At 62.2% G+C, this 19,374-nt stretch carries 16 protein-coding genes and 1 tRNA gene; 4 read left to right on the top strand and 13 right to left on the bottom strand.

Annotation, left to right across the window (positions count from 1 at the left end):
• Positions 1–56: 56 nt before the first annotated feature.
• From ABGT73_RS01655 to cysK, 6 genes are all read right to left on the bottom strand, one after another.
• Positions 57–1,040 (bottom strand): NAD-dependent 4,6-dehydratase LegB, encoded by a 984-nt coding sequence (locus tag ABGT73_RS01655; protein ID WP_346668115.1) that lies wholly within the window; start codon positions 1,038–1,040, stop codon positions 57–59.
• A 207-nt stretch (positions 1,041–1,247) separates the two neighbouring features.
• On the bottom strand, positions 1,248–1,718 hold the full coding sequence (locus ABGT73_RS01650) for a peptidylprolyl isomerase (RefSeq protein ID WP_346668114.1): 471 nt from the start codon (positions 1,716–1,718) through the stop codon (positions 1,248–1,250).
• Between the two features lie 3 nt (positions 1,719–1,721).
• Entirely contained in the window at positions 1,722–2,654 is a 933-nt protein-coding gene (locus tag ABGT73_RS01645; RefSeq protein ID WP_346668113.1) for a zinc dependent phospholipase C family protein, read from the bottom strand.
• Positions 2,655–2,774: 120 nt separating this feature from the next.
• Positions 2,775–4,142 (bottom strand): MFS transporter, encoded by a 1,368-nt coding sequence (locus ABGT73_RS01640; RefSeq protein WP_346668112.1) that lies wholly within the window; start codon positions 4,140–4,142, stop codon positions 2,775–2,777.
• 133 nt (positions 4,143–4,275) lie between these two features.
• A complete protein-coding gene (locus tag ABGT73_RS01635; RefSeq protein ID WP_346668111.1) occupies positions 4,276–5,103 on the bottom strand; it encodes an RNA methyltransferase in 828 nt (275 codons plus the stop codon).
• 256 nt (positions 5,104–5,359) lie between these two features.
• A complete protein-coding gene (cysK, locus tag ABGT73_RS01630; RefSeq protein ID WP_346668110.1) occupies positions 5,360–6,292 on the bottom strand; it encodes a cysteine synthase A in 933 nt (310 codons plus the stop codon).
• A gap of 278 nt (positions 6,293–6,570) precedes the next feature.
• On the opposite strand from cysK, the gene ABGT73_RS01625 reads away from it, so the two are divergent.
• Positions 6,571–8,217 (top strand): CTP synthase, encoded by a 1,647-nt coding sequence (locus tag ABGT73_RS01625; protein ID WP_346668109.1) that lies wholly within the window; start codon positions 6,571–6,573, stop codon positions 8,215–8,217.
• 259 nt (positions 8,218–8,476) lie between these two features.
• Here the strand turns inward: ABGT73_RS01625 and ABGT73_RS01620 are convergent, their stop codons facing one another.
• Both ABGT73_RS01620 and ABGT73_RS01615 read right to left on the bottom strand, forming a co-directional pair.
• Positions 8,477–9,832 carry a citrate/2-methylcitrate synthase gene (locus ABGT73_RS01620; RefSeq protein ID WP_346668108.1) on the bottom strand — a complete coding sequence of 452 codons (1,356 nt, stop codon included), beginning with the start codon at positions 9,830–9,832 and terminating at the stop codon, positions 8,477–8,479.
• Between the two features lie 259 nt (positions 9,833–10,091).
• A complete protein-coding gene (locus tag ABGT73_RS01615; RefSeq protein ID WP_346668107.1) occupies positions 10,092–11,756 on the bottom strand; it encodes a putative manganese-dependent inorganic diphosphatase in 1,665 nt (554 codons plus the stop codon).
• Between the two features lie 224 nt (positions 11,757–11,980).
• On the opposite strand from ABGT73_RS01615, the gene typA reads away from it, so the two are divergent.
• Positions 11,981–13,813 carry a translational GTPase TypA gene (typA, locus tag ABGT73_RS01610; protein WP_346668106.1) on the top strand — a complete coding sequence of 611 codons (1,833 nt, stop codon included), beginning with the start codon at positions 11,981–11,983 and terminating at the stop codon, positions 13,811–13,813.
• Between the two features lie 142 nt (positions 13,814–13,955).
• On the opposite strand, the gene ABGT73_RS01605 is transcribed toward typA, so the two are convergent.
• The 4 genes from ABGT73_RS01605 to ABGT73_RS01590 form a co-directional block, all read right to left on the bottom strand.
• Positions 13,956–15,152 (bottom strand): hypothetical protein, encoded by a 1,197-nt coding sequence (locus tag ABGT73_RS01605; RefSeq protein WP_346668105.1) that lies wholly within the window; start codon positions 15,150–15,152, stop codon positions 13,956–13,958.
• Positions 15,153–15,156: 4 nt separating this feature from the next.
• The gene (locus tag ABGT73_RS01600; RefSeq protein WP_346668104.1) at positions 15,157–16,389 is read right to left on the bottom strand and encodes a hypothetical protein; all 1,233 of its coding nucleotides are present in this window, start codon (positions 16,387–16,389) and stop codon (positions 15,157–15,159) included.
• Between the two features lie 14 nt (positions 16,390–16,403).
• Complete coding sequence (locus ABGT73_RS01595; protein WP_346668103.1) at positions 16,404–17,636, bottom strand: hypothetical protein; 1,233 nt, start codon at positions 17,634–17,636, stop codon at positions 16,404–16,406.
• A gap of 139 nt (positions 17,637–17,775) precedes the next feature.
• Positions 17,776–17,851: transfer RNA gene (locus ABGT73_RS01590), tRNA-Pro, on the bottom strand.
• A gap of 147 nt (positions 17,852–17,998) precedes the next feature.
• On the opposite strand from ABGT73_RS01590, the gene trxA reads away from it, so the two are divergent.
• Together trxA and ABGT73_RS01580 are read left to right on the top strand one after the other, a co-directional pair.
• Positions 17,999–18,313, top strand: coding sequence for a thioredoxin (gene trxA / locus ABGT73_RS01585; RefSeq protein ID WP_346668102.1), 315 nt, complete (start codon positions 17,999–18,001; stop codon positions 18,311–18,313).
• Between the two features lie 3 nt (positions 18,314–18,316).
• A complete protein-coding gene (locus tag ABGT73_RS01580) occupies positions 18,317–18,637 on the top strand; it encodes a rhodanese-like domain-containing protein (RefSeq protein ID WP_346668101.1) in 321 nt (106 codons plus the stop codon).
• 50 nt (positions 18,638–18,687) lie between these two features.
• Here the strand turns inward: ABGT73_RS01580 and ABGT73_RS01575 are convergent, their stop codons facing one another.
• Positions 18,688–19,347 (bottom strand): Crp/Fnr family transcriptional regulator, encoded by a 660-nt coding sequence (locus ABGT73_RS01575; RefSeq protein ID WP_346668100.1) that lies wholly within the window; start codon positions 19,345–19,347, stop codon positions 18,688–18,690.
• Positions 19,348–19,374: the final 27 nt, after the last annotated feature.

Here is a 19,374-nt window from a genome sequence, read left to right as displayed (position 1 = left end):
GGGGCCAGACGGTGGGTGCGAAACGGTGCCCGTGGTTTGTTGTGCGAGCGCCCATATTACAGGATATACTGCCCGACCTTGTACTGGTCGAGGTGGCCGCGCAGGAATTCGATGGTCTCGGCCAGGCCCTGCTCGAAGGTGTACTTCGGCGCCCAGCCGGTGAGGCTGCGCAGCTTGGTGGCATCGCCCAGCAGACGGTTGACCTCACTCTTTTCGGGGCGCAGGCGCTCGGCCTCACAGACGATGGTGGCGCTGGGGTTGATCTGGGCGATGAGCTCGTGGGCCAGATCGCCGATGGAGTGCTCCACGCCGGTGGCGATGTTCAGCTCCTGGCCGATGGCGGCATCGCAGTCGGCGATGGTCATGAAGCCGTTGGCGGTATCCTTGACGTAGTTGAAGTCCCGGGTGGGGGTCAGGCTGCCCAGCTTGATCTCGGTCTGACCGGCCAGCAGCTGGGTGATGATGGTGGGAATGATGGCCCGGCCGCTCTGCCGCGGCCCGTAGGTGTTGAAGGGCCGCACGATGGTGACCGGCAGATCAAAGCTGCGGTAGAAGCTCTCGGCCAGACGGTCGGCGCCGATCTTGGTGGCCGAATAGGGGCTCTGGCCCTGGAAGGGGTGCTTCTCGTCGATGGGCACGTACTGGGCCGTGCCGTACACCTCGCTGGTAGAGGTCACCAGCACCCGCTGGGTGCCCAGTTCCCGGGCGGCGTTGAGGACGTTCAGCGTGCCCTTGATGTTGGTGTCCACATAGCTGTCGGGGCTGTGGTAGGAAAACGGGATGGCGATGAGCGCCGCCAGGTGGAAGACCCGCTCCTGGCCCCGCATGGCGGTGCGCACGCCGTTGGGGTCGCGCACGTCGCCCATGAAAATGTCGATCTCATTGCGGATCTCGGGGGGCAGGGTGTCGATCCAGCCCAGCGAGCCGAAGGAATTGTACAGGCAGAATGCGCGCACCTTCTCGCCGCGCTTGACCAGTTCTTCGGTCAGATGGCTGCCAATGAAGCCGTCCGCACCGGTGACCATTACGGTATGTGCCATGGTTTGCTCCTTTTTTCAAAGCGGGCCGCAGCCCGGTATTACGATATGGTTACAAATTAGTATAACCGATTTCATGGTTTTTTTCAACCGTATTTGCAAAAGCAGCCCGGAACGCCAAAAGCCGCCGCCCTTGCGGGCGGCGGCCGGGTATTCTGTGCAGCGGTCCCGGGACATTCTCCCGGCAGGACCGTTTTCCCTTTTGATGGATCAGACGATCTCCACTTTCTCCATGACGACCGGGGTGAGGGGTTTGTCGTTCCAGTCGGTGGCAACGCCGGCGATCTCATCCACCACGTCCATGCCGCTGACTACCTTGCCGAAGGCCGCGTACTCACCGTCCAGGTGCGGGGCGTCCTGGTGCATGATGAAGAACTGGCTGCCCGCCGAGTTGGGATCCATGGCGCGGGCCATGCTGATGACGCCGCGGGTATGCTTGAGGTTGTTGGCCACACCGTTGTGGGCAAACTCGCCCTTGATGGTCCAGCCCGGGCCGCCGGTGCCGTTGCCCTTGGGGCAGCCGCCCTGGATCATGAAGCCGGGGATGACCCGGTGGAAGGTCAGGCCGTTGTAGAAGCCCTGCTTGACCAGCTTTTCAAAGTTCTCGCAGGTGATGGGAGCGGTCTCCGGGTTGAGTTCAATGTCGATGGTCTTGCCGTTCTGCATGGTGATGCGGATCATAAGTCATTCTCCTTTTGTATCGTTTTCCTGTACCATAGAGGCCGCCTCCGCGCTCTGCTCGGTGGGCAGGCCCTGGGTGTAACTCATGCTGCCGATGGCGCGGCAGAACTCCTCGTCGGAGTATTTCTTCAGCCAGAAGAGCAGCGCCGCCCCCATGAATTCCTCGCTGCGGCGGCGTGCCTTGGGCAGCAGCGCAAAGAGGCCGCCCTCGTGGGACTGGCCGGTGAAAGGATCGGTCCAGGTGTCGGGCAGTTCGCCGGACAGCTTGCGGGGCGAAATATGCCCCGTGATGAAGCCCTTGCCGCCGAAAAACCGCTCCACCACGCCGAAAAACACCTTGCGCAGGCCGTGGCGGCTGGGGAACAGACTGCGCACCTTGTAGGTGTAGTAGAAGGCGTCTGCCAGGTATTCCACCGGAATATCCTCCCCGTAGACTTCCTGCAGGCAGGTGTGCAGCAGCGCCGTGATGTCGGCCAGCTGCTCCCCCGCCGGCACCGGGCTGGCATCCTGGGGCAGCACCCGGCCGTCGCCGGTGTCCTCCTTGTGGAGCTCCGAGTCCAGGGCGATCTCCAGATAGCCGTGCCCGCCCTTGCCGCCGTAGGGCTGCCCGGGCTGGCACATGGCACAGACAAAGGGATGCACCACCGTGTCGGTGGCGTAGTGGCAGAGAAATCCCAGGGCATACTCCACCTGGGGCCGGGTCTTCACGTGGCGGCACAGGCTGTACAAAAACGCGCCGGTCTTTTCCTCGTGCATGCGGTCCCCCAGCCCCGGCAGATCATAGTGCCGGTCGGCCCGCTTTTTCCACACCTCATAGCAGAAAAAGCTGTCGGGACCGTTAGCACCCGCGGCAAAGGCCTCGGGGCACTGAATCTTGTAATGGATGGCGGCAGCCGCCTCCCGGGCGGTGCGCACATGGGTATAGCCTTCCGGCATGCGGGGTTCACTTCCTTACTGTATAAAAGGCCTGTTTATTGTACCCCGCCGGGGGTGAAAAGTCAAATAGCCTCTTCATAGCCTCTCAAAGAGGAGGTTCGGATTCAGCGGCTGCGCCGGTCAGATCTTCCGCTCGTCCCCCTGCAGGGTCCGGGGCAGCACAAAGAAGTAGAGCAGCGCGCCTGCGATGATGATGAGGATCACCGACAGGATGCCGTAGGGTCCGGCCGCCTTGTTGATGGCGTCCACCTGCTCGGCGGTGGCGGTGGCGGCGGTGAGGCCCTGGTCGGCCAGCATCCGGGAAGCGGCCAGCGCACTGACAGCGCCCACCAGGGTGGGGCCCAGGATGGAGGAAAACTTGCCGAAGATATCAAAGAAACCGAAGAACTCGCCGCTGCGGTCCCGGTCGGGGATGAGCTTGCCGAACATGGAGCGGGACAGCGCCTGGATGCCGCCCTGGCTGGTGGCGCAGAGCACCGCCAGCATCCAGAACTGCCACAGGCTGTCCATGAAGAAGGCGAAGATGCAGATGAACATGTAGACGCAGATGCCCACGCCCACCATGCGGCGGGCGCCGAATCTGGCCGCCAGCTTCATGTAGAGCAGGCAGAAGGGCAGGCCCAGCACCTGCACCAGCAGCAGCGCCAGCAGCATGCCGGCGGAATCCAGCCCCAGGTTGGTGCCGTAGCTGGTGGCCATGCTGATGATGGTGTGGACACCGTCGATGTAGAAGAAATAGGAGATGATGTAGACCAGCATGGGCTTGTCGGCGCCGATCTCCCGGATGGTGGTAAAAACGCCCTTGATGTTGCGGCCGATGTCCCCTTTTTCGTAGGGTTTGCCGGAGGTCTGCCGGCAGTTTTTCAGCAGCGGCAGGCTGAAGACCAGCCACCACACGGCGGTGATGGCGAAGATCACGCCCAGGCAGGTGAGCATGGGGATTCCTACCGCGTTCATGATGAGGAAGATCAGCAGCGGAATGGTGGAGCCGCCGATGTAGCCCAGACCGTACCCCATGGTGGAGACGGAATCCATCCGGTCCTCGGTGGTGATATCGGTGAGGAAGGCGTCGTAGTAGATGCAGGAGGCGTCAAAGCCGATGGTGCTCAGAATGTAGAGCACCAGCACGATGGCCGCCACCCGGCCTGCCGCGTCGGTGGAGGAGGTGAAGTCCATGCCGGGGGTGAAGGCCAGCCCCGCCACCGACAGCACACCCAGCGCCAGGAAGGCGGTGAACAGCCGTTTGCGCATGCCGCGGATATCGCCGAAGACACCCAGGAAGGGCGCCGACAGCGCCACAATGGCCATGGCGATACTGGTGGCGTAGCCCCAGGTGGACATGCTGGACACACTGTCGGCGGTGTATTCCGCCACAGAGTCAAAGAAGATGGGCAGGATGGTCACCACGATGACCGAGTGGGCACTGTTGGCCCAGTCGTACATCATCCAGCTCAGTTCCTGCTTGGTGAATTTTTTCAGGAAACCCATGAACAAGCTCCTCCCGTTCTGTCAGACATAAAAATATTGTACCATCCGGGACGGGGAAAAACAACCAAAAACGCCCCGTTTTGTGTCAACGGGGCGTAAAAAATGTGTCACGTTTTTGGGGCAGATTGTCGGTTCAGCGGGCGCGCAGCTGCCAGAAGGCCACCGCCGCGGCCGCCCCCACGTTGAGGGAATCCACCCCGTGCTGCATGGGGATCATGACGGTGGCATCGCACCGGGCGATGGTCCCGGCAGCCAGGCCGTCCCCCTCGGTGCCCAGCACAATGGCCAGTTTTTCCGCCGCCTGCAGGCCGGGGTCATCCACCGGCAGCGCCCGGTCATCCAGGGCCATGGCGGCGGTGGTGAAGCCCAGGGCATGCAGCCGGGCCAGCCCTGCTTCGGGCCAGTCGGCCTTGTCCTCCCCCAGCCGGGCCCAGGGCACCTGAAACACTGTGCCCATGCTCACCCGGATGGCCCGGCGGCACAGCGGATCGCAGCAGGAGGGGGACAGCAGCACGGCGTCCATACCCAGGGCCGCCGCCGAGCGGAAGATGGCGCCGATGTTGGTGGAGTCCACGATGCCCTCCAGCACCGCCACCCGCCGGGCGTTTTGACAGATCTCCTCGGCGGTGCGGGGCGCCGGGCGGTGCATGGCACAGAGCACGCCCCGGGTCAGGGTGTAGCCGGTGAGGTTTTCCAGCACGGCACGGTCCGCCGTGTAAACGGTGGCATCGGGGCAGCGGGCCAGCACCCCCGCCGCCGGGCCGTCGATCTGGCGGCGCTCCATGAGAAAAGAGAGGGGCTTGTACCCGGCATCCAGCGCCGTGCCGATGACCTTGGGACTCTCGGCGATGAAGATGCCCTTTTCCGGTTCCAGTTTGTTGCGCAGCTGGGCTTCGGTGAGCCGGGCGTAGACATCCAGCTCCGGCGCCGACAGATCGGTGATTTCCACAATGTTGGCCATGGGTCGCTCCTCTTTCCGTTTTCAACTGGTTCCAGCATACCCCAAAACCGGGGAAATTGCAAACAAAAAGGTCACCGCCGCCGGACATGCGCCGGCGACGGTGACACAAACAGGGAAATTTGGCCCAAAATTGTGTGCGAGGAGCCCGCGACGAGTGCGCGGTTTTGGGTCAAATTTTGTCGAAGGGGAATCCAAAGGGGGAAACAGGCCCGGCAGGCAATTGCCGTGCGGGCCTGTTTCCCTCTTTGAGCGGGAGTCACTCGGCAAACATGGGGGTGGACAGATACCGGTCGCCGGTATCGGGCAGCAGCACCACGATGGTCTTGCCCTCGTTCTCGGGCTGCCTGGCCAGTTCCAGCGCCGCATAGAGCGCCGCGCCGGAGGAGATGCCCACCAGCACGCCCTCCTTGCGGCCCATCATCCGGCCCGCCTCATAGGCCTGGTCGGTGGTGATGGTCACGATCTGGTCATAGACCGAGGTATCCAGCACCTCGGGCACAAAGCCTGCGCCGATGCCCTGCAGCTTGTGGGGACCGGCCTTGCCGCCGCTGAGGACCGGCGAATCGGCAGGCTCCACCGCCACGATCTTGACGGCGGGGTTCTTCTCCTTGAGATAGCCGCCCACGCCGGTCAGCGTGCCGCCGGTGCCGGCGCCCGCCACAAAGAAGTCCACCTGGCCGTCGGTATCCTCCCAGATCTCGGGGCCGGTGGTGGCACGGTGGGCCGCCGGGTTGGCCGGGTTGACAAACTGTCCCGCCACAAAGCTGTTCGGGATCTCGGCCGCCAGCTCGTCGGCCTTGGCGATGGCCCCCGCCATGCCCTTGGCACCCTCGGTGAGCACCAGCTCGGCGCCGTAGGCCTTCATCAGCAGGCGGCGCTCCATGCTCATGGTGTCGGGCATGACGATGATGACCCGGTAGCCCCGGGCTGCCGCCACCGAGGCCAGCCCGATGCCGGTGTTGCCCGAGGTGGGCTCGATGATCACCGAGCCGGGCTTGAGCTTGCCCTTGGCCTCGGCGTCGTCGATCATGGCCTTGGCCACACGGTCCTTCACCGAACCGGCGGGGTTGAAGTATTCCAGCTTGGCCAGCACCCGGGCCTTCAGGCCCTGGGCGGCTTCAATATGGGTAATCTCCAGCAGCGGGGTGTGTCCGATCAGCTGCTCGGCGGAAGTATAGATCTTGCTCATGGTATTCGTCTCCTGTCTTTATATAAAATGTAAAGTTCAAACATGCAGGCCGGGGCAACATCGCCGGCCGGGCAGAGAGCGGTTGACCATGTTATTCATACCTTTCTTGTAGGATAAAGACATTGTACAACATTCCACCGCGCTTTGTCAATACAAAACCGGGGATTTCCACCGCAATTTTTGTATACCCCTGCAGGGGGCTCGCCCTTGCCAAAGCCCCCGCATACGGTGTATAATATAGTAGTTTTGTTTGTTTGCATAGATGTGGAGGAAATTATATGGCGACGAAGTATATCTTTGTGACCGGCGGCGTGGTCTCCGGTCTGGGGAAAGGCATCACCGCGGCCAGTCTGGGGCGTCTGCTCAAGACCCGCGGCCTGAAGGTGGCCAGCCAGAAGCTGGATCCCTATATCAACGTGGACCCCGGCACGATGAGCCCGCTGCAGCACGGCGAAGTGTTCGTGACCGATGACGGCACCGAGACTGACCTGGACCTGGGCCACTACGAGCGCTTTATCGACGAGAACCTGAACAAGTACTCCAACCTGACCACCGGCAAGGTGTACTGGAACGTGCTGAACAAGGAACGGCAGGGCGCCTACCTGGGCCAGACCGTGCAGATCATCCCCCATATCACCAACGAGATCAAGAGCTACATCTACAACCTGGCCAAGAGCACCGAGGCGGATGTGGTCATCACCGAGATCGGCGGCACCACCGGCGATATCGAGAGCCAGCCCTTCCTGGAGGCCATCCGCCAGGTGGGCATTGAGCAGGGCCCCGAAAACTGCTGCTATATCCACGTGGTGCTGGTGCCCTACATCTCCGGCTCCGACGAATACAAATCCAAGCCGGCCCAGCACTCCTGCAAGGAGCTGCAGGGCATGGGCATCGCGCCCAACGTCATCGTGCTGCGCGCCGACGGCCCGGTGGGCAGCGACATCAAGCGCAAGATCAGCATGTTCTGCAACGTGCGCCCCGACTGCGTCATTGAGAACCTGACGATGCCCAGCCTGTACGAGTGCCCGCTGATGCTGGACGCCGCCGGCCTGACCAACGTGGTGGTGCGTCAGCTGCACCTGACCACGCCCCCCACCGACCTGACCGAGTGGAAGGAACTGATCAGCCGCATCGCCACCCGCAGCCGCACCTGCACCATCGCGCTGGTGGGCAAGTACGTCAAGCTGCACGACGCCTATCTCAGCGTCATGGAGAGCCTGTACCATGCCGGCTTTGAGACCGAGAGCAAGGTCAACATCAAGTGGGTGGACAGCGAAACGCTGCTGGACCAGGACCGCTGCGCCGAGGAACTGTCCGAGGTGGACGGCATCATCCTGCCGGGCGGCTTCGGCGACCGCGGCATCGAGGGTATGATCCAGGCCGCCCAGTATGCCCGTGAGCAGAATATCCCCTACTTCGGCATCTGCCTGGGCATGCAGATCATGGTCATGGAGTACGCCCGCAACGTGCTGGGCTACGCCGACGCCAACTCCAGCGAGTTCACCCCCGACGGTGCCCACAACGTCATCGCGCTGATGCCCGACCAGCAGGGCAACATTCCCAAGGGCGGCACCATGCGCCTGGGCAAGTACCCCTGCTCCATCAAGGAGGGCACCACCATGGCCCGCTGCTACGGCAAGCTGGAGATCGACGAGCGCCATCGTCACCGCTATGAGTTCAACAACGACTACCGCGCCGAGTTCGAGGAGAAGGGCCTGACCATCGCCGGCACCAGCCCCGACGGCCGTCTGGTGGAGGCCGTGGAACTCACCGAGCGTCCCTTCCATGTGGGCGTGCAGTTCCATCCCGAGTTCAAGAGTCGTCCCAACCGCGCCCATCCCCTCTTCAAGGGCTTTGTGGCGGCTGCGCTCCAGTACCAGACCGAGCACACCCCCACCGGCCATGAGGTCATGATGGACCAGTGATCCTTCTGAAATGACAACCGCCCCGCCGCAGAATCTGCGGCGGGGCGGATTTTTGTTTTGTGTGGCTGTTACCGGCAAAAAGGCCAGGCTTCTGCGCGCCCGCATACTCCCGTTACCACCCTTTCACAGGGTGGTCCGTTGAAAGTTCTTTGGTTACTTTCTTTAGGAATACTACAGCGTTCCCGTATGCTCCCGTTACTACCCTTTCACGGGGTGACCCATTGAAAGTTCTTTGCCTACTTTCTTACAAGAAAGTAGGTCAGCGGTCCTGGAGGGGCACATACTCACGGGGCACCATAATGCTCTGGTAGGCCGGGCGGATGATCTTGTCCATGTTGACCAGCTCCTCCATCCGGTGCGCCGACCAGCCCACGATACGCGCCACCGCGAAGATGGGTGTGTACAGCTCCACCGGAATGCCAAGCATATCATAGACAAATCCCGAATAGAAGTCCACGTTGGCCGAAACGCCCTTGTAGATATGCCGCTTCTCGGCAATGACCTGGGGCGCCAGCCGCTCGATGGTGTTGTAATACTCAAAATCACGGTCCCGGCCCTTGGCGTCGGCCAGCTGATGCACAAAGTTCTTGAACACCACGGCGCGGGGATCGCTGAGAGAATACACCGCATGTCCCATGCCGTAGATCAGGCCCTTCTGGTCGAAGGCCTGCCGGTCCACGATCTTGCGCAGATACTCCCGCATGGCATCCTCGTCGGTGGGATCGGCCACATGGGCGCGGACATCGTCCATCATGTGCATGACCTTGATGTTGGCGCCGCCATGCTTGGGTCCCTTCAGACTGGAAAGGGCCGCCGCAATGACCGAGTAGGTGTCCGACCCCGAAGAAGTCACCACGCGGGTGGTGAAGGTGGAGTTGTTGCCGCCGCCGTGCTCCATGTGCAGCAACAGGGCAATGTCCAGCACGTGGGCTTCCAGATCGGTGTACTGCCGGTCAGGACGCAGCATCTGGAGCAGGTTCTCGGCGGTGGAAAGCTCGGGCCGCGGCCGGTGAATGTACATGCTGCCGTCGCACTCGTAATAATGGTAGGCATGGTATCCGTAGACCGCCAGCATGGGGAAAACACTGATCAGCTTGATGCACTGCTCCAGCTGGGTCTGCAGATCGCTCTTGCCGATATCGTCGTCATAGCTGGCCAGGGTCAGCACACTGCGGGTCAGGGAATTCATCAGATCCTTGCTGGGTGCCTTCATGATGACATCCCGCACAAAGTTGGTGGGCAGGTCCCGGCATTTGGCCAGACAATCCTTGAAGGATTCCAGCTGGGCTTCGTTGGGCAGATCCCCCAACAGCAGCAGATAGGCCGCCTCCTCGAAGGCATAGCGCTTGCCCCGCAGCCCCCTGATCAGGTCATAGACGTTGTAGCCGCGATACCACAGCTTGCCGTCGCAGGGTACCTGCTTGCCGTCGCGCTCCTCGAAGGCATCAATGCGGGAAATGTTGGTGATGCCCGCCAGCACACCCTTGCCGTCCTGGTCGCGCAGACCCCGCTTGATGTGATACCGGGCAAACAGCGCCGGGTCCACCCGGTTGTTGGTGACGCACTCCTCGGTAAAGACGCGCGCCTCTTTTTCAATGGCTGCGTAATCGCTCATTGGAAGACCCTCCTTTTCCGACACTTTTGATGGTTCGTTTGATTTTTTTCCTATCTCTCACCCGTTTTTTGTACAGTTCGTATACTGCCTATTATATCCGTTCCGGCAAAGGGTGTCAAACAAACATTCTGTAAACAAAGTTCTATTTCTAACAAAAAACGCCCGTTTGCCTCGAAGTTTTCTTCGTGCAGACGCGCGTTTTTTAGTCAAGTGTAAAATTTTCAGATTTTGGAACCCAAACGGTCTGTTTTCCGGGCGGTTACTCCCCCTGGCGGGCCTGCAGCGCTGCCAGCAGCGGCGGCAGCAGCTGCTTCTTGCGGCTGACCACCCCGGGCAACACCGCCACCCCGTCCTTGGGCTCCACCCCGAAGGCATCCCGGATGATCTCCCCGGTATGGTCGCCCCAGTACATCAGGTCGGTGCTCTGGGTCTTCATGTCGGTGAACATATAGAAGATCATGGGCAGACCTTCCCGGCGCCCCGCTTCCGGCAGGAAGGGTCCCACCAGCGCTTCGGCGGCGGCACGGGATTTGTCGGTCATATAGATGGACTGGCCCACGCCGAACTTGGCGTCACCGCGGCTGAACGCCTTGAAGTCAGAGCGGAAGACATCCTCGGCGTCCCGGCCGGTGAGATCGGCGCCCGCCTCGAACATCTGCTCGGCGTAGCTGGGAATGTCCTCCCCGGCGATCTCGGCCAGCGCCTTGGCGGTGGCTTCGTCCTGGGGCGTGGAGGTGGGCGAACGGAACATCAGCGTGTCGGACAGAATGGCCGACAGCAGCAGCCCCGCAATGGGCTTGGCCGGCGTGACGCCCTGCTCCTGGTACATCTGATAAAGGATGGTGGCCGTGCAGCCCACCGGCACATTGCGGAAATACACCGGGCCGCTGGTCTCCAGATTGCCGATGCGGTGGTGGTCGATGATCTCCAGAATTTCGGCCTGCTCCAGACCGTCCACCGCCTGGGTGCGCTCGTTGTGGTCCACCAGAATCACCCGCTTGCGGTGCAGGTTCAGCAGGTTCCGGCGGCTGACCACACCGCAGTATTTGCCGTTTTCGTCCAGAATGGGGAAATACCGGTGGCGCACGCTGGCCATGATCTTGCGGGCATCCTCAATGGGGGTGTTGACGCTGAACTTCATCAGGTCGTGGGTGCGCATGAAGTGGCGCACCGGGGCCGCCGTGGTCACCAGCCGCCCCGCCGCGTAGGTGTCGTAGGGGGTGGCCAGCACCGCACAGCCCTTCTCCTGGGCGCGGGCCACGATGGTGCGGGGCACCGCCGAACCGCAGCAGACCACAATGGCTGCCGCGCCGCAGTCGATGGCGCACATCTGGGTCTCGTACCGGTTGGAAACCAGCACCAGGTCGCCGGGCTTCACCAGCTCCTCCATGATCTCGGGGCTGGTGCCGATGCAGATATGCCCCTGGGTGATGCGGGCGTCGGCGTCGCCCACGATGAGTTCCGCCTCCAGCGTCTCCAGCAGGTTGTGGTAGCTGGTGTTGGCCGCCGCCAGCACGCCGGTGTCAAACAGGTCCATGTTGGCGTCGGCAATGTCCTTGATGGTGATAAGCCCCTGCAGCTCGTCCTCCCCATCGGTGATGCACAGCGTGTCGATTTCCACGTCGCGCATCATGTTCCAGGCCGCGCGCACGCTCAGCTCGGCGTCGATGCCCGGCTGGTGGCGGATGTCGATATCCTTGATCTGGGGGCTCACGTCGGTGCAGAGCCGCGGCGGCTCCATGCCGAAATGCTTGAGCACAAACTGGGTCTCCCGGTTCACATGCCCGGCCCGGCGTGCCTCATACTTGCCTGTCAGGCTGCCGCCGTTTTTCAGCCAGGCGTAGGACAGCGCCGAACAGATGGAGTCGGTATCGGGGTTCTGGTGGCCGATGATGTTGATATGGCGCACATTTTCAGTTGACATGTCGGTTTCCTCTTTTCCCTGGGAAGTGGCGCGGGCGAATCCCTCGGTGCCCGCAAAATAACCAAAAGTTCTCTCTTCGCACTCTATGACATTTTCTATTATACCACACTTTTTTGCCGTTGGCGATTCTTGACAATAACTGCATTACAGCGTAAAATAGAACCTGTATGTGGATATTGGGGGTTTGCCCCCTTCAATGCAAGTCAAATAGAGAGGGAACGGATATGATTCAGGAAAATATTCGCAACGTCGCCATCATTGCCCACGTTGACCACGGCAAGACGACGCTGGTGGACCAGATGCTCAAGCAGTCTGGTGCCTTCCGCGCCAACCAGCAGGTGGCTGAGCGCGTGATGGACTCCGGTGCCATCGAGCGTGAGCGCGGCATCACCATTCTTGCCAAGAACTGCTCCTGCGTGTACAACGGCGTCAAGATCAACATCGTGGACACCCCGGGCCACGCCGACTTCGGCGGCGAGGTGGAGCGCGTGCTGAAGATGGTCAACGGCGTGCTGCTGCTGGTGGACGCCGCCGAGGGCTGCATGCCCCAGACCCGCTTCGTGCTGCAGAAGGCGCTGCAGCAGAACCTGTCGCTGGTGATCGCGGTGAACAAGATCGACCGCCCCGACGCCCGCATCAAGGAAGTCATCGACGAGATCCTGGAACTGCTGATGGACCTGGGCGCCACCGACGAGCAGCTGGACAGCCCCATGGTGTTCTGCTCCGGCCGCAACGGCACCGCCAGCTATGACTGGACCCATCCCGAGAACGGCACCGACCTGAAGCCGCTGTTCGACACCATCCTGAAGTACGTCCAGCCGCCGGAGGGCGAGCCCGACGAGCCCCTGCAGATGCTGGTGTCCAGTGTGGACTACAACGAGTTCGTGGGCCGCATGGGCGTGGGCCGCGTGCAGAACGGCGTCATCAAGGTGGGTTCTCCCGTGCAGGTCTGCGACTGGCACAACCCCGACGTGCATATGACCGGCCGCATCACCAAGCTGTTCGACTTCAAGGCCAACGGCCGTGAGCCCATCGAGCAGGCTTCCGCCGGCGATATCGTCGCCTTTGCGGGTCTGCCCGACATCACCATCGGCAACACGGTGTGCGATCCCAGCAAGGTGCAGCCGCTGCCCTTCGTGAAGATCAACGACCCCACCGTGGAGATGACCTTCTCGGTGAACGATTCTCCCTTCGCCGGCAAGGAGGGCAAGTACGTCACCTCCCGCCAGATCCGCGACCGTCTGCAGCGCGAACTGCTGAAGGACGTGGCCCTGAAGGTGGAGGATTCCGCCACCAACGATTCCTTCCGGGTCATGGGCCGCGGCGAGATGCATCTGTCCATCCTCATTGAGACGATGCGCCGCGAAGGCTATGAGCTGCAGGTTTCTCCCCCGCACGTGCTGACCCACGAGGAGAACGGCAAGACGATGGAACCCATGGAGCGCGTTGTCATCGACGTGCCCGAGACCTACCAGGGCGCCGTCATGACGGCGCTGGGCGCACGCAAGGGTATTCTGATGAACATGCAGATGATGAACAGCCGTTCCCGTCTGGAGTTCCGTATGCCCAGCCGCGGTCTGTTCGGTTACCGCAGCCAGTTCCTCACCGATACTCACGGTGAAGGCATCATGAACACCATCTTCGACGGTTACGAAGAGTGGTGCGGCGATATCCAGACCCGTTCCACCGGCTCCCTGATCAGCTTCGAGACCGGCGACGCCGTGACCTACGGCCTGTTCAACGCCCAGCAGCGCGGTATGCTGCTGGTCAACGCCGGTGAAAAGGTCTATGCCGGTGAGGTCGTTGGCTACACCCCCACGGGCGAGGACATCACGGTCAACGTCTGCAAGACCAAGCACCTGACCAACACCCGTGCTTCCGGCAGCGACGACGCCCTGCGTCTGGTGCCGGTGAGCAAGTTCAGCCTGGAGGGCTGCCTGGAATTCCTGGCCCCCGACGAACTGCTGGAAGTCACCCCCGAGAATCTGCGCATCCGCAAGCGGATCCTGGACCATGACCTGCGCATGAAGGCCGCCAGCAAGAAGAGCAAGGGCTGATTGTTCCTTTAAGCAATCAAAGAGGAGGTTCGGATTCAGCGGCTGCGCCGCCGATGACGACAAAACCATAACACCCCCGGCCGGATGGCCGGGGGTGCTGCTGCATTTATAGCTTGGCAAGGCACTTTTCGGACGCTGCACGTCATGCCGAAGGTTCCGCCTGGGCACCCTGAATGGGCGTCCAGGCAGTGGAACCGGCCAGATAATCCTGTAGGGAGATTACGGCAAACCCGCTGACAACGCTCGGTTCCGTGCCGACAGACACCATCACCTGCTCCTGCCCCACCAGCATCTCGGGCCAGCCATTGGCCTCGGTAATATGGGGCATATCGTACACCTTACCGTCCGCCAGATCATAGATCCACACGCTGCCAACGCGGCCGCCCATGAGCCAGCGCAGGCTGCCGTTTTGGGTATAAGTCCAGTTGCACCGCTGATTGCCCGGTTTGCCGGGTACGGCCTGCCAGTCGCTGCCGTCGGCGGCACAGCTTTCAGTCCCGCCGACAGAGCCATCCCCCGCAAACCAGTCGAAATACAGCCGGTCCCTGGCCATTCCCAGAAAGCTCCGCTGCTTGCGGGTGCCGTCCGCCTGCGCCTGACCGTAGTAGGGTTCGGAATAGATTTTTTCCACCGCACCGGTAACCGGGTCATACCAGTCATATTCCAACACGGCATTTTGCAGCACCGCTTCGAACTGCTCCCACTCCTCGGGATCGGGCAGCGGCACATCGGAGATTACACGCCGCAGCAGAAAACGCTCTGTGCCCACAGCGTAGATGCTCTGGGTCTGATCGGGCAGCGCCAGCGATGTGCATTCACCGGTTGCCAGATCCAGGCGCACCCCATTGTTGTGGCTATCGGGGTAGGTGTAATCAAAATCATAGGCGCTGTACTCGTCTGCACAATCCGGCACAAAGTCAAAGCCCAACGGTACTACCCGGGCTTCGCCGCCGTTTTGCGGAACCTGATACATGGCATCGTTGGCAAAAACACAGATGCTGTCCCCATAAGACATCACGTCAGAATGTACCCGACTCGGCACCTCGATCGAGAACAGGGTGCTGCGCCGTGCGGTAGCAAGGTCCGTCTTCAGCAGCCGGAGAACGGGAATATCCCCCTCCGGCGAGGCAAATACCGTATTGTACACCGCATCCGCTGTAGATTCCTGATACGACACAAACCGCAGCTGCCCTACCGGGAAGGCAGCGGTTTCCTCCGCAGCTTCCGCCGGGGCGGTTTCCACCGTGGCCGGGGCTTCACTGGTGGTTTCGGACGCCGCCGGGGCACAGGCAGTCAGGCTCACCGCCAGTCCCAATAACACAGCCAAAAATCGTTTCATCCTTTTACGCCTCCTCTGTTTCTTCCGTCACCGGGGCCACGTTGGTGCCGGTGAAATTACTCGCCAGGTAGTCCTCCTGCCGCACCAGACAGTAGATGGAATCCTCCGGGTGGGCGGCGTAGAAGTTGTACAGCAGCAGCCGGCCGTCGTCGGTCAGCGCCAGGGGCCAGGGTGTGTCCCCGCCCGAGGGGTTCTCCACATGCCGGGTGCTGCCGTCGGCGGGCTGGTAGACCACCACCCCGTTGCCGCTGCCCTGGACCAGCCAGCGGATCTCCCCTTCTGACCGCAATACGCCGGGCAGGCCCTGGCCGTCCTCCATGGTCAGCACCGTCTCGGCGCCGCTGCCGTCCGGGGCGCAGCGCTCCACCCGGCAGTTCTCCTGGGTGGTTTCGGTCCACTCCGCCCGGTAAAAATAGAACATTCCGTCCGCCTTGCCCAGGTAGACCCGTTCCCGGGGCCAGCCGCTCTGCGCCAGTTCGCCGGTATAGGGTTCCTGAAAAAGCGGCTCCACCGAGCCGTCGTCGGGGTCCCACCAGGCGTATTCCGCCGTAGCGGTCTGCAGCGCCGCGGCCCGCTGTTCCTCGTCCTGCAGGGAGGACAGCGATACCTCGCCGATCAGCCGGGTGATGAGAAAACGTCCCTCCGCCCCGTCGCAGACCCGGATGGTCTGGGCCGGCATCGGAATGGTCTGGGCCGTGCCGGTCTTCAGGTCCACCCGCTGCATGGACGCATAGCCCCATGACCGCTGCACAAACAGGTAGAGGGCCCGGTCATCTATAAATCCCACGCCATAGCCGTCCACCACCGGCATGGTTTTTTCGGTGCCGCTCGCCCGGTCAATACTGTGCAGCGTGCGGCCATCCTCCTCAAAGGTGGTGTAATAGATGGTATTCCCCCGGGCAAAGCAGCTGCCCAGCCGGTAGGAGGGCATCCCGGTGTCCAGCACCCGGCGCTGCTGAGCCGTGGCATAGTCCAGCTCCACCAGGTTGCCCAGCGTGGTGCCATCCGCCTGGGCTTCCACCTGCCACTGATAGAGGGCTTTGCCGGTGTTTTCGCAGTCCTCGATGTTGCAGAGGGTCCCCTGCACCAGGGCAGTCTCCGCCGTGGCCTGGGCCGTGGCCGCCTCGGCGGTGGCCCGGGCGGGCGCTTCGCCCTGCGGGGCGGAGGCCGCCGGGGTGCAGGCGGACAGACAGAAAGCCAGGGAAAGCAGTACCGGAAAAGAAATTTTCTTTTTCATACGCCGTTCCTTTCTCAGATCGTTCCCGCCCCGATCTGCTCCCCGCAGAGTTCCAGCGGCATCCAGTCGGTACGGCCGGCCAGGAAATCGTCCATATCCTCCATGGCATAGCCGCCGGGGTATTGATCGCCGTACAGATCGGGGTCCAGGCTGAGCAGCACCCGGTCGTTACCGGTCAACGCATAGACCCAGCCGTCCGTCTGGCTGACCGCGCAGTCGGTATAGGTCTGGCCGTCCGCCACATCATACACCCACAGGTTGCTGCTTCCGCCCACGATCCAGCGCAGGGCGTCGTTCTGTTCCAGCGTCCACACCGCATCGCTGCCCGCGGGCAGATCGGTCGCGGACTGCCAGTCGGTGCCGTCCAGGGCGCAGGATTCAATGCCGGCACTCCGGGTCACGCTCTCTTCATCCACCATCCGCCAGACAAAATAGAGCCGCCCCCCGGCCAGGCCCTTGAACTCCCGCCGGCGCTTGGTACCGTCGGACTGCTCGGCGCCGTAGTAGGGTTCTTCCGCCACCTTCTGGAAATCCCCGGTCGCCAGGTCATACCAGCCGTATTCGCAGATGGCATTCTGCATGGCGGCGGCATAGATCTCCTCCTCCTCCACGCTGGGCAGCGGGACCTCGGTGACCAGGCGGCAGAGGAAGATCCGCGGCTCATTCAACGCCCAGATCTCCTGGGTCTGGGCCGGCAGATTCACCTGGCTGAGTTCCCCGGTCTGCAGGTCCAGACGGGTGCATCGGAAATTGTTCACCGAATCATCATAGGAAAAGCTGTATCCGGCGGTGTCGTCCATGCTGGTGGGGTAGAAGAACGCCGAAAGATCCACTTTCCGGGCTTCGCCCCCCGCCGCGGGGATCTGATACATCGTCTTGTCGGTAAAGACGTAGACCGTACCGTTCACCACAAAGGGTTTGCTCACCGTCTGGGCCGGTTCCTCCAGCGTGTACAGACTGGTCTGCTTACCGGTGTCACAGTCCAGCACCAGCACCCGGAACTTCTGTTCCCCCTCCGAAGGGTCGGTGTAGCCGATGCTGTAGCGCAGCGCGCCGTCCTGCTGCAGATCGCCGTTGCCCCGGATGTTTCCGGCGCAGGCGGCTGCAGCCGTCTGGCCGGATTCCTCCGCCGGGGCTGTTTCAGTGGTGACGGCAGCGGGCGCTTCGCTCTGCGGGGCGGAAGCCGCCGGGGCGCAGGCGGACAGGCAGAAAGCCAGGGCCAGCAGGGTGAGCAGGGATCGTTTCATGGGGCAGTTCCTCCTTCTCCGATAGGTTCTTGCCTTCAGTATGACACCCCTTTGTATCGGAGTTGTACCAAAATCCGACTTTTTCCAAAAAAGAAAAGCCGCACAGCCCCCAAAACGGCGGCCATGCGACTTGTACCAGTCCGGGTGACAGGATTCGAACCTGCGAAATCTCCTGGTCCCAAACCAGGCGCGATACCAAGCTTCGCCACACCCGGGCAATGCTGACTGAACTATTATAGTACGGGAAAGGCTTTTCCGTCAAGGGGCGGCGCCTTTGGTGACCTCATCACAGAAAAGCCGGGCCGGACGGGGTATACTATAGCCACAACAAAACAAACAAGACACCAAAGGAGGACAAAACAATGTCTGTGCTGCATATTACCAAAGAAAATTTCGTCAACGAAGTGCTGAACTCCGATCGCCCGGTGCTGGTGGACTTCTGGGCCAGCTGGTGCGGCCCCTGCCGCATGGTGAGCCCTCTGGTGGATGAGATCGCCGCCGAGCATCCCGAGATCAAGGTGGGCAAGATTAACGTGGATGAGCAGCCCGAGCTGGCCAGCCAGTTCCAGGTCATGAGCATCCCCACCCTGATGGTGGTGAAGAACGGCCAGGTCACCCAGCGCACCGTGGGCGCGCGGCCCAAGAACCAGATCCTGGCGCTGGTCCAGGAGGGCTGAACCATGGGATTCCTGGACTTCCTGCGCGGGCCGGACATGGACGGCGGTGTGGAGCAGTGCCGCCAGACCCCCGGCGCCCTGCTGCTGGATGTGCGCACCCCCGCCGAGTACGCCGAGGGCCACATTCCCGGCGCCCGGAACCTGCCCCTCCAGGCGCTGGACGGCATCGACGCCGTGGCCCCCGCCAGGGACACGCCCCTTTTCCTCTACTGCCGCAGCGGCGCCCGGTCGGGTCAGGCCGCCCGCCTGCTGCAGGGCAGCGGCTACACCCGGGTCACCAACATTGGCGGCATCATCAGCTACCACGGCCCGGTGGAACGATAACCCCAATACCAAAACCGCCGACGGATTGTTCCGTCGGCGGTTTTTTTGGTTCAGTCCCCCGCCAGCGCCTGCAGCCGGGCGGTGTCCACCAGGGTCACGCTGCCCCGGGACAGCTTCACCAGGCCCTCGTCCTGGAAATACCGCAGCATCCGGGTCACCACCTCCCGGGGGGAACCCAGATGGTGGCCGATGGTCTCGTGGGTGGTCTTCAGGGTGGGGCTGTCCTCCAGGGCGCTCTCCTCCAGCAGGAAGGCCGCCAGCCGCTTGTCAAAACTTTTCCACAGGATCTGCTCGATGAGCCACATCACATCGGAAAAGTGGGAGGCCATCACCTCGTTGGTGTAGTTGGCCACCGGCGCCGACGCCTCCATCAGTTCCTTGTAGGCCCGGGCCGGAATCTGCCAGAATTCCGTGTCCTTCTCGGCCTCCACCGTCACATCGTACTGCAGCCCCCGCAGCATGCAGGAAGCCGACATCACACAGAGATCCCGGGGAAACTGCCGGTAAAGCGTCACCTCCCGTCCCTCGTCGGACAGGATGTACACCCGCAGCTGGCCGGTGCGCACCAGCAAAAAACCGATGCAGTCCGCCGAACCGTTGTGCACCACCGTGCCCTTGGGTACGGTGCGCAGCGCGGCGTTATCCGCCAGCATCCGCTGCTGGTCGGGGGTCAGTTTATCCCATACGGGAAAGTATTCCGAAAATTCCATGGCCGTTTTCCTCCTGCCATCAGCATA

Origin of the sequence: uncultured Subdoligranulum sp. (assembly GCF_963931595.1) — a bacterium.
In the GTDB taxonomy this organism is placed as follows: domain Bacteria; phylum Bacillota; class Clostridia; order Oscillospirales; family Ruminococcaceae; genus Gemmiger.
Note: the sequence above shows the minus strand (reverse complement) of the source record. Positions and strands in the feature narration are given on the sequence as shown.